General features: G+C 74.9%; 7 protein-coding genes. 6 read left to right on the top strand and 1 reads right to left on the bottom strand.

What is annotated here, in order from left to right; genetic code table 11:
• The 6 genes from infB to FGF04_RS34495 all read left to right on the top strand — a co-directional run.
• Positions 1-2808: translation initiation factor IF-2 (gene infB, locus FGF04_RS34520; RefSeq protein ID WP_235882641.1), on the top strand; the 2808-nt coding region annotated here is incomplete at its 5' end.
• A 348-nt stretch (positions 2809-3156) separates the two neighbouring features.
• Positions 3157-3453 (top strand): DUF503 domain-containing protein, encoded by a 297-nt coding sequence (locus FGF04_RS34515; RefSeq protein ID WP_149515329.1) that lies wholly within the window; start codon positions 3157-3159, stop codon positions 3451-3453.
• Positions 3454-3520: 67 nt separating this feature from the next.
• On the top strand, positions 3521-4009 hold the full coding sequence (gene rbfA, locus FGF04_RS34510) for a 30S ribosome-binding factor RbfA (RefSeq protein ID WP_149515328.1): 489 nt from the start codon (positions 3521-3523) through the stop codon (positions 4007-4009).
• Entirely contained in the window at positions 4006-4911 is a 906-nt protein-coding gene (gene truB, locus FGF04_RS34505) for a tRNA pseudouridine(55) synthase TruB (protein ID WP_149515327.1), read from the top strand. Before rbfA ends, truB begins: the two co-directional genes overlap by 4 nt.
• Before the next feature lie 1031 nt (positions 4912-5942).
• Positions 5943-8825, top strand: coding sequence for a serine protease (locus FGF04_RS34500; RefSeq protein WP_235882640.1), 2883 nt, complete (start codon positions 5943-5945; stop codon positions 8823-8825).
• A 156-nt stretch (positions 8826-8981) separates the two neighbouring features.
• A complete protein-coding gene (locus tag FGF04_RS34495) occupies positions 8982-9938 on the top strand; it encodes a bifunctional riboflavin kinase/FAD synthetase (RefSeq protein ID WP_149515326.1) in 957 nt (318 codons plus the stop codon).
• Between the two features lie 61 nt (positions 9939-9999).
• Here the strand turns inward: FGF04_RS34495 and FGF04_RS34490 are convergent.
• The coding region (locus FGF04_RS34490; protein WP_149515454.1) for an oligopeptide/dipeptide ABC transporter ATP-binding protein at positions 10000-10995 on the bottom strand (996 nt) is incomplete at its 5' end.

The following is a 10995-nucleotide window of genomic DNA, read 5'->3' as shown; positions in this document are numbered from 1 at the left end:
GCCCCGGCCGCGCCCGAGTTCACGGCCCCGCCCGCGGCTCCCGCCGCACAGGCTCCGGCCGCGCAGGCTCCGGCCGCCCCGGCGGCGACCCCGCGTCCCACCGGTGCCCGTCCCGGCGCCCCGAAGCCCGGCGTCCGTCCGGCCGGTCCCGCACAGGGCGGCCAGGGTGGTCCCGGTCAGGGCCGCGGCGAGCGCGGTGACAACCGCGGTGACCGCGGAGACCGTCAGGGCGCCCCGCGTCCCGGCGGCCAGGGCACGCGTCCCGGCGGTCGTCCCGCCGGCCCGCGTCCGGGCAACAACCCCTTCACCTCGGGTGGCTCCACCGGCATGGCGCGCCCGCAGGCGCCCCGTCCGGGCGGCGCCCGTCCCGGTCCCGGCGGCCCCGGTGGCGCCGGTGCCCCGGGTGGCGCTCCGCGTCCCCAGGGCGCGGGCCAGGACCGCGGTCCCCGTCCGCAGGGCGGCCCCGGCGGCGCCCCGCGTCCCGGCGGCGGTCCCGGTGGTGCCCGTCCCACTCCGGGCGGCATGCCCCGTCCGCAGGGTGGTCCCGGTGGCGCTCCGCGTCCCGGCGGCGGCCCCGGCGGCAACCGTCCCAACCCCGGCATGATGCCGCAGCGTCCGGCTGCCGGCCCCCGTCCCGGCGGCGGCCCCGGCGGTCGCGGTCCCGGCGGCGGCGGTCGTCCCGGCGGTGCCGGTGGCGGTCGTCCCGGTGGCGGCGGCTTCGCCGGCCGTCCGGGTGGCGGCGGTGGCGGCTTCGCCGGCCGTCCCGGTGGCCCCGGTGGCGGTGGCGGCGGTTTCGCCGGCCGTCCGGGTGGTCCCGGTGGCGGTGGCGGCGGTCGTCCCGGCTTCGGCGGTCGTCCCGGTGGTCCGGGTGGCCGTGGTGGCACGCAGGGCGCCTTCGGCCGTCCCGGCGGTCCCGCGCGTCGCGGTCGCAAGTCGAAGCGGCAGAGGCGCCAGGAGTACGAGGCCATGCAGGCCCCGTCGGTCGGCGGCGTCATGCTGCCTCGCGGCAACGGACAGTCCGTCCGCCTGTCGCGCGGTGCCTCGCTCACCGACTTCGCCGAGAAGATCGGCGCCAACCCGGCGTCGCTCGTCGGCGTGATGATGAACCTCGGCGAGATGGTGACGGCCACGCAGTCCGTCTCCGACGAGACGCTGAAGCTCCTCGCGGACGAGATGAACTTCGTCCTGGAGATCGTCAGCCCCGAGGAGGAGGACCGCGAGCTGCTCGAGTCCTTCGACATCGAGTTCGGCGAGGACGAGGGCGACGAGGACGACCTCGTGGTCCGTCCGCCGGTCGTGACCGTCATGGGTCACGTCGACCACGGCAAGACCCGCCTGCTCGACACCATCCGCAAGACGAACGTCGTCGCGGGCGAGGCCGGCGGCATCACGCAGCACATCGGTGCGTACCAGGTCGCGACCGAGGTCAACGGTGAAGAGCGCAGGATCACCTTCATCGACACCCCGGGTCACGAGGCGTTCACCGCCATGCGTGCCCGTGGTGCCAAGTCGACCGACATCGCGATCCTCGTGGTGGCGGCCAACGACGGTGTGATGCCCCAGACGATCGAGGCGCTGAACCACGCCAAGGCGGCCGAGGTGCCGATCGTGGTCGCGGTCAACAAGATCGACGTCGAGGGCGCCGACCCGACCAAGGTGCGCGGTCAGCTCACCGAGTTCGGTCTGGTGGCCGAGGAGTACGGCGGCGACACGATGTTCGTCGACATCTCCGCCAAGCAGGGCCTCAACATCGAGAGCCTGCTGGAGGCCGTGGTCCTCACCGCGGACGCCTCGCTCGACCTGCGGGCCAACCCGGAGCAGGACGCGCAGGGCATCGCGATCGAGTCCCACCTCGACCGCGGGCGCGGTGCGGTCTCGACCGTCCTGGTCCAGCGCGGCACGCTGCGCATCGGCGACACGATGGTGGTCGGCGACGCGTACGGCCGGGTCCGGGCGATGCTCGACGACAACGGCAACAACGTCGAGGAAGCGGGTCCCTCGACCCCCGTCCTCGTGCTCGGTCTCACCAACGTCCCGGGCGCCGGCGACAACTTCCTCGTCGTCGACGAGGACCGTACGGCCCGGCAGATCGCCGAGAAGCGGGCGGCGCGCGAGCGCAACGCCAACTTCGCCCGGCGCGGAGTCCGGTTCTCCCTGGAGAACCTGGACGAGGCGCTCAAGGCCGGTCTGGTGCAGGAGCTCAACCTCATCATCAAGGGCGACGCGTCCGGTTCGGTGGAGGCCCTCGAGTCCTCGCTGCTCCAGCTCGACGTCGGCGAAGAGGTCGACATCCGCGTGCTGCACCGCGGTGTGGGTGCGGTCACCGAGTCGGACATCGACCTGGCGACCGGCTCCGACGCCATCGTCATCGGCTTCAACGTCCGCGCTGCGGGCCGCGCGGCGCAGATGGCGGAGCGCGAGGGCGTCGACGTCCGCTACTACTCGGTGATCTACCAGGCCATCGAGGAGATCGAGGCGGCCCTCAAGGGCATGCTCAAGCCGGAGTACGAAGAGGTCGAGCTCGGTACGGCGGAGATCCGCGAGGTCTTCCGCTCGTCCAAGCTGGGCAACATCGCCGGTGTGCTGGTCCGCTCCGGCGAGGTCAGGCGCAACACGAAGGCGCGGTTGCTGCGCGACGGCAAGGTCATCGCGGAGAACCTCACCATCTCCGGTCTGCGGCGCTTCAAGGACGACGTCACCGAGATCCGCGAAGGGTTCGAGGGCGGTATCAACCTCGGCAACTTCAACGACATCAAGATCGACGACGTCATCGCGACGTACGAGATGCGCGAGAAGCCGCGCGCGTAACGCCTGCGGCTCGGCTCGACCGTGTGGGGTTGGCCCCCGGGAACTGCTTCCCGGGGGCCAGCCCCCACGGGCTTTCCGCCCCCCGTTGCGCAGTTCCCCGCGCCCCTGGATACCCAGGGGCGCGGGGAACTGCGCGGGAGCGCGCAGCGCGACGGGGGGTCTGGGGCGCAGCCCCAGGGACGGGACGGGAAGGTCTGGGGCGCAGCCCCAGGGACGGGACGGGAAGGGGCGGCGGGGGCGAAAACCCCGTCGAGAGGTACCAGCGGTTCGGGGTACCGTTCAAGGGCCCCGGCGGGAACGCTCGGCCGGGCCACCTACCCCGACCCGGCGGGACATCCGGACACACACATGTACGTGGGGACTCTGTCCTTCGACCTCCTCCTCGGCGACGTACGGTCACTGAAGGAGAAGCGCTCCGTCGTCCGCCCGATCGTGGCCGAACTCATCCGCAAGTACGCGGTGAGCGCGGCGGAGGTGGAGCACATGGACCTCCACCGCAGGGCCGTCATCGGACTGGCGGTGGTCTCCGGGGACACCGGCCACCTGACCGACGTGCTGGACAGGTGCGAACGCCTGGTCGCCGGGCACCCCGAGGTGGAGCTGCTGTCGGTGCGACGGCGGCTGCACGGGGAAGACGACGAATGAGCGTACGGCGCCGAGAACCGGCCGTACGAGGATCAGCAGGATCAGCAGATAAGAGGGAGACGGACCAGTGGCCGACAACGCGCGGGCGAAGAGGCTGGCGGACCTCATCCGAGAGGTGGTTGCCCAGAAGCTGCAGCGTGGGATCAAGGACCCGCGGCTCGGTTCGCATGTGACCATCACGGACACCCGGGTCACCGGGGATCTGCGAGAGGCGACCGTCTTCTACACGGTGTACGGCGACGACGAGGAGCGCGCCGCGGCTGCCGCGGGCCTGCAGAGCGCCAAGGGCGTACTCCGTTCGGCCGTCGGCGCGGCGGCGGGCGTGAAGTTCACCCCGTCGCTCACCTTCGTGGCGGACGCCCTGCCCGACACCGCCAAGACCATCGAGGACCTGCTCGACAAGGCGCGGGCCAAGGACGCCGAAGTGCGCGAGGTCTCGGCCGGCGCCACCTTCGCCGGTGACGCCGACCCGTACAGGAAGCCCGAGGACGACGAGGACGACACCTCCGACGAGTCCGACGGGTCCGAGCAGAAAGACGGCGACGCCGCCAAATGACGCAGCAGCAGAAGACGCCCGACGGCCTTGTCATCGTCGACAAGCCGTCGGGCTTCACTTCGCACGACGTGGTCGCCAAGATGCGCGGGATCGCGAAGACCCGCCGCGTCGGGCACGCGGGCACCCTCGACCCCATGGCGACGGGCGTGCTCGTCCTCGGCGTCGAGAGGGCGACCAAGCTCCTCGGTCACCTCGCACTGACCGAGAAGGAGTACCTGGGCACCATCCGGCTCGGGCAGAACACCCTGACGGACGACGCCGAGGGCGAGCTCACCTCCTCGGCCGACGCCTCGAAGGTCACCCGGGACGCCATCGACGCCGGGATCGCCCAGCTCAGCGGCGACATCATGCAGGTGCCGTCCAAGGTCAGCGCGATCAAGATCAACGGGGTGCGCTCGTACAAGCGGGCCCGTGAGGGCGAGGACTTCGAGATCCCGGCCCGGCCGGTACGGATCTCCTCGTTCACCGTGTACGACGTCCGGGAGGCCGTGGCCGAGGACGGCACGCCCGTGCTGGACCTGATCGTCTCGGTGGTGTGCTCGTCCGGTACGTACATCCGCGCGCTCGCCCGTGACCTGGGCGCGGGCCTGGGAGTGGGCGGTCATCTGACGGCGCTGCGGCGCACCCGCGTGGGCCCGTACAAGCTGGACTCCGCCCGCACCCTCGACCAGCTCCAGGAGGAGCTGACCGTGATGCCGGTGGCGGAGGCGGCCACCAGCGCGTTCCCCCGGTGGGACGTGGACACGAAGCGCGCGCAGCTGCTGGTGAACGGCGTGCGGCTGGAGATGCCCGAGGAGTACACCGGGGCCGGGGCCGTCGGGGTGTTCGACCCCGAGGGGCGGTTCCTGGCGCTGGTGGAGGAGCAGAAGGGCAAGGCCAAGAGCCTCGCGGTCTTCACCTGACGGCGGGCCGGACCGGTCCTCTCCGAAGTGGAGCGGCGTGCACAGGGTCGCCTGTGTGCGCCGCTCCACCGTCTCCCCCCTCGGTTCCCCCTTCCAAGGATGTATCCATCCGGCCCTGCTTGTTCACCCGTCCGGCCGGGCGCTCGGAGTGAACCGGGGGAGCGGAGGGGGGCTCGTTCGGCTCGGGATCTGTCGCGCCTGATCACCGCGCGCCTACCGTCGGAAACGGAAGCATCGGAGCACGGTACGGCGCGCGCGGCGGGGAGGTTCGGACATGGCGGGACGGGGTCCGGGGGCCGTGGGCCGTCATCGGGCCCCGGACCCCGCCGCCTCCGGCACGACCGATGAAGCACCGGCCCGGACTTCCAGGGTGCCCGGCGGGGCCGCGGGCGCGGTGGAGCGGTACGCGGAGGGTGCGGGACAAGGGCTGGACGTGCCGGCGCCGCGGGGCGAGGCGGCCGGTCAAAGCCGGGGGCTCGTGCGGATCCGGGACCTCGACGGGCGGCCCCGCGGGGCCGGGTTCGTCGCGGACCACCACGGCACCGTCGTCACCGCTCACGAGGTGGTCGACGGCCTCCCCCGCCTCGTCCTGCACGCCCCCACGGGGGACCGCACCCGCGTGGTCACGGCCGACGCGGTCACCCTTCTCCCGGCCCTCGGCCTCGCCCTCGTCCACTGCGACGGCCTCGGCCTCGACCCGCTCCCGGTCACCGTCCGGGACTCCGCGGAGACCGGCGCGTACGTCCGGATCGCGGCGGGCGGCTGGCGCGAGGCCCGCGTGCTGGGCCCGGCCGCCGTGACGTACGCGGCGGCCGGCCGCACCCACCGCCTCGACCGCGCACTGGAGCTGGCGATCGGCACCGCAGGGCGTCGCGGCCGGCGGCGGCCCGCTCGCCGGCCTGCTGGCCCGCAACGCCGCGACGGTCCCCGCGTACGGGGCCGACCTCAACCTGGCCGGCGTACTGGAACTGACGGCCACCGTCGCCTCCCCGCCGGCCCACGGCGACACCCCGACCGTCGAACGGGCGGCGGTGGCCGCGGAGTTCGCCGCGTTCACCGAGGGCCCCCGCGGCGTCCTCGGACTCGTCGGCGCGCCCGGCAGCGGACGGACGACGGAACTGGCCGCCCTGGCCGGCCGCCGCAACCGCGGCCCGCGGCCCGCCCCGACCCTGTGGCTGCGCGGAGCCGATCTGCTGGCCACCGACGCGTCGGTGGCCGACGCGGCCCGGCGGGCCCTGCGACGGGCGGGGCGGATCGTGGCGGCCGGCGGGACCGGACGCGAGCCGGCCCCGCCCGGCGACGTCGGCCCCGAGCGGTCGGCGCGCCTCGCCCGGGAGGCCGGCCGGCCCCTGCTGCTGCTCCTCGACGGCCCCGAGGAGATGCCGCCGGGGCTCGCCGACCGGCTGCCCGAGTGGGCCGCCGCGACCGCAGACTGGCTGCAGGAGCACGGGGTGCGGCTCGTGGTGGCGTGCCGGGAGGAGTACTGGGAGTGGGCGGGGGCGCAGTTCCCGCCGGGACTGCTGTACGGGCCGCCGCCGGACAAGCACGAGGTCGAGTACGGGCACGGGGCGCCCGGCGCCTTCCCCGTCTGCGTACGCCTCGGGGACCTCGCGGCGGACGAGGCGCGCGAGGCGCGTGCGCGGTACGGGATTCCCGAGGGCGTCCTGGACGGCGCCGACGCCCGGCACCCCCTGACACTGCGGCTGCTGTCGGAGGTGCGGGCCGCGCTGCCCGGCAACCGGCCGGGCCGGGCGGCGCGGGACGAGGTCTTCGCGGCGTACCTCGATCTGATGTGCCTGCGGGTGGCCGTCCGGCTCGCGGCGGCCAACGGGCTGCGCGGGACGGCGGTGCGGCGCCTGGCGGCCCGGGTCGCGGGGCAGGTGCACGTGGCGGCCCGGCGGTGTCTGGGACCAGGGGAGGGGGAGCTGGACCGGGCGGCGTTCGAGACCCTGTTCCCGTGGGGTCCGGTGCCCGACCGGCGGCTCGGCGGGTGCACCGGGTGGGCCTCCGCCGTGCTCACCGAGGGCCTGCTGGTGCCGGCCGGCGACGGCTACCGCTTCGCCCACGAGGAGTTCGCCGATTGGATCCAGGGCCTGCACCTCGACCTGGACACCGCGCTGGGATCACTGACGCACCGCGACGGCCCGGACGGTCCGGACGGCGGAGGCCCCGACGGCTCCGACCGCGGCGGTCCCGACGGCTCCGACCGCGGCGGTCCCGACGGCCCCGGCCGCAGCAGCCCCGACGGCTCCGACCCCGCCGGGCACGTCGTCGTCCCGCGCCACCGCATCGGGCCCGTCCTGCAGGCCCTGCTCCTCGTGCCACGTCAACAGGGGGATGACCGCCTCACCCTCCGCCTGCGTGAACTGCTCCGCGTGGTGGACGGCCTCGTCACGGAGTCCGACGCGCACGCCTGGGACACCGGCCCCTGGGGCACCGGTCTCCGGGACGCCGGTCACCGGGACGCCGACGCCTGGTGGGCCACCCGCCTCCTGCGCGGCGTACTGCTGCGCGTGCCCGACGCGACCCCCTACCTCGGAGCGCTGCGGCACCTCGCCGAGCGGGTGGTGCGCTGGCGGGCCGAAGGGCGGGCGGTGCCGGACGGGTTCGGGCCCGGCTTCTGGCTCCGGCTGCCCCTGCCGCAGGCCCACCGCTTCGACCTGCTGAGGCGTCTCGTCGTGGCGGACGAGGCACCGCCCGCCACCGAACCGCGCCACCTGGACGCCGTGTCCGGGCTGCTGGCCGCCGACCCGGCCGCCGTGCAGCCGCTCCTCACGCACTGGTTCGACGACGAACGCCCGCTCCCCGCGACCCCGGACGCCACCGTCGCGACCGCCGCCCAGGTCCTCCTGCACACCCACCGGCACCGGGCCCCCGACGACCTCGTCGAGGCGCTGGCCGACAGCGGACACGTACGCGCGGACGAGCTGCTCGACATCCTCGCGGAGGACGAGCCCGGCACGCTCTGCCGCGCGGTCGACCGCTGGGCCCGCGACGAGCGCCCGGCCCGGCGGGCGGCGGCCGCCGCCTACGCGCTGCGGACCGCCGCGCACGCCCGCACCGGGCCCGACCGCGAACTGCTGCGCCGCGCCGCGCTCACCCTGCTCGGCCGCCCCGGCGACTGCACGCTGCACGGGAGCGCGCTGGCGCTCCTGGTCCGCGACCCGCACACCCGGGCCCGCCACCTGCCGCAGGCCCTGGCCCGCTTCCGGGCCGCCGACCCGCGGCTGCCCGCGAGCGCCCTCACCGCCGCGCTGGCCACGCATCCGGATCCGGTGCTCGCCGCCTTCCACGACCGCCTGCGGCAGCCGGACGACGGCAGGATCCTGCGCACGCTCGCCGAGGCCACGACACCGGCGCTGGCCCGCCGCGTCGCCGCACTCGTACGCGACGTAGTGGAGCGGCGCCCGGACGCGGCCGCGCACCTGGCGGCGTACGTCGACCGGCGGATCGAGCACGGCCCCGGCGCCCGCGCCGTGCTGCACCCCCTCGTCGCCGTGCTGCTCGACGGGGGCCGGCCGCGGATGCGGGCCGCACTCGCCCGGGTGTTCGCGGCGCCCGGCACCCCCGGATCGCGCCCGCTGCGGCGCGAGTTCCTGGACCTGCTGCTGGCGGGCGAACACGATCCGGAGGTGCTCGACGCGCTCGTACGGGCCGCGGTGGAAGGCGCCGTCCACGACGACGAGGAGCACACCCGCGCCCTGGTCCACACCGTGGGCCGCCTGCTCGTGCGCACCCCGGACGGGGCCACCCGCTTCGACCGCGCCCTCGTCGACCTGGGGCGCCGGGTCCCCGGTTTCGCGCCGCTCGTCACCGGCTGGCTGGCCACCGCGCCCGCCGACTGGTCCACGGTGGTCGACCCCAGCACGGGCCGCACGATCGAGAACCTCGCGGGGGCACGGGTCCCGGTGTGAGGCCGTGGTTCCCGGCCGGGGCCCGCGGTTCCCGTCGCCGTCGCGTGCCGCCGGTCACAGGGCCCATGCCGATGCGGGCCGGGGGGACGCGGCATGGCACCCTTAGAGCTGCGTACGAGGCAGACACGGACACGGGTTCGACGAGGAGCGGTCACAGTGCAGCGCTGGCGTGGCTTGGAGGACATCCCCCAGGACTGGGGGCGCAGCGTCGTCACCATCGGCTCGTACGACGGCGTCCACCGCGGGCACCAGCTGATCATCAGCCATGCCGTCGAACGGGCGCGTGAGCTGGGTGTTCCCTCGGTCGTCGTCACGTTCGACCCGCACCCGAGCGAGGTCGTGCGCCCCGGCAGCCACCCGCCGCTGCTCGCCCCGCACCACCGGCGCGCGGAGCTGATGGCCGGGCTGGGCGTGGACGCGGTGCTCATCCTGCCCTTCACGACCGAGTTCTCGAAGCTGTCGCCCGCCGAGTTCGTGGTGAAGGTCCTCGTCGACAAGCTGCACGCCAAGTCCGTCGTCGAGGGCCCCAACTTCCGCTTCGGCCACAAGGCCGCCGGCAACGTCGCCTTCCTCGCCGAGCAGGGTGACACGTACGACTTCGAGGTCGAGGTGGTCGACCTGTACGTGACCGGCGAGGCCGGTGGCGGCGAGCCGTTCTCCTCGACCCTCACCCGGCGCCTGGTCGCCGAGGGCGACGTCGACGGGGCCCGCGAGATCCTCGGCCGGCCGCACCGCGTGGAGGGCGTCGTCGTCCGCGGCGCCCAGCGCGGCCGCGAACTCGGCTATCCCACGGCCAACGTGGAGACGCTGCCGCACACCGCGATCCCCGCCGACGGGGTGTACGCGGGATGGCTGCACGCGCAGGGCGAGGCGATGCCGGCGGCGATCTCCGTCGGGACGAACCCCCAGTTCGACGGGACCGAGCGCACGGTGGAGGCGTACGCCATCGACCGGGTGGGGCTCGATCTGTACGGGCTGCATGTCGCGGTCGACTTCCTGGCGTTCGTGCGGGGGATGGCGAAGTTCGACTCCATCGAGGGGTTGCTGGAGGCCATGTCGGACGACGTGAAGCGGTCCCGGGACCTGGTGGCCGTGCACGACGCGGGGGCCTGACCGGCGGGTCGTCCGGCCGACGGCTCGTCGTGGCCGCAGATCGATACGGCCCCGCGCGCCCCTAACGGGATGCCACCTGGGCCCAGTGGCAGGCCACCTGGGCCTCGGCGGTGCCGCTCAGGACCGGCAGGTCCTCCGTCCGGCAGGCGGTCGCCACCCCCGCCCGCTCCGCCTCGCCCGTCGCCAGGACGGGGCAGCGGGCGTGGAAGCGGCAGCCCGGGGGGATACGGGACGGGTCCGGGGGCTCGCCGGTGAGGACGACCGGGTCGCCGGGCGCCTCGGGCAGCACCGACAGCAGGGCCTGGGTGTAGGGGTGCCGGGGCGCCCTCAGGACGTCCTCGACCGACCCCGTCTCGACGATCCGGCCCAGGTACATCACCGCGACCCGGTCCGCGATGTTCCACGCGAGGCCCAGGTCGTGCGTCACCACCAGCGCGGACAGGCCCAGTTCGGCGCGCAGCCGCAGCAGCAGGGCCAGGATCTCGCCGCGTACCGACGCGTCCAGCGAGGCCACCGGCTCGTCCGCCACGAGGAGTTCGGGCTCCAGGACGAGCGCGCCCGCGATGACGACCCGCTGGCGCTGGCCGCCCGACAGCTCGTGCGGGTAGCGCAGGAGGAACCGCTCGGGCGGCCGGAGCCCGGCCCGGGCCAGGGCCGTCGTGACCGCCTCGCGCTCGTCGCCCGGGTACGCGTGGATGCGCAGCCCCTCCGCCACCGCGTCGTACACCGTGTGGCGGGGGTTGAGCGAGCCGCTCGGGTCCTGGAGGACGAGCTGGACCCGCCTGCGGTACGCCTTCAGGGCGCGCGCGGAGTGGTCGAGCGGCCGGCCCGCGAAGGTGACGCGGCCCGCCGTCGGCCGGACCAGCCCGAGGAGCGAGCGGGCCAGGGTCGTCTTGCCGCAGCCCGACTCGCCGACCAGCGCGACGATCTCGCCGGGGCGGACGGCGAGGTCCACCCCGTCGACGGCACGGGCCGGCGCGGGGTCACCGCGCCGGGCGGGGAAGGTGACCCGGAGGTTCTCGGCGAGGAGGAGGGGAGCGGCGGAAGGCGACCGGGG

This window comes from Streptomyces apricus (assembly GCF_008369065.1).
Taxonomy (GTDB): domain Bacteria; phylum Actinomycetota; class Actinomycetes; order Streptomycetales; family Streptomycetaceae; genus Streptomyces; species Streptomyces apricus.
The sequence above is the reverse complement of the archived record's forward strand: the minus strand, read 5'-3'. Positions and strand labels throughout refer to the sequence as shown.

Bases quoted from the DNA above. Each gene is read 5' to 3' on its own strand.
- FGF04_RS34515 (WP_149515329.1), top strand. From the start codon at position 3,157: ATGTACGTGGGGACTCTGTCCTTCGACCTCCTCCTCGGCGACGTACGG.
- truB (WP_149515327.1), top strand. From the start codon at position 4,006: ATGACGCAGCAGCAGAAGACGCCCGACGGCCTTGTCATCGTCGACAAG.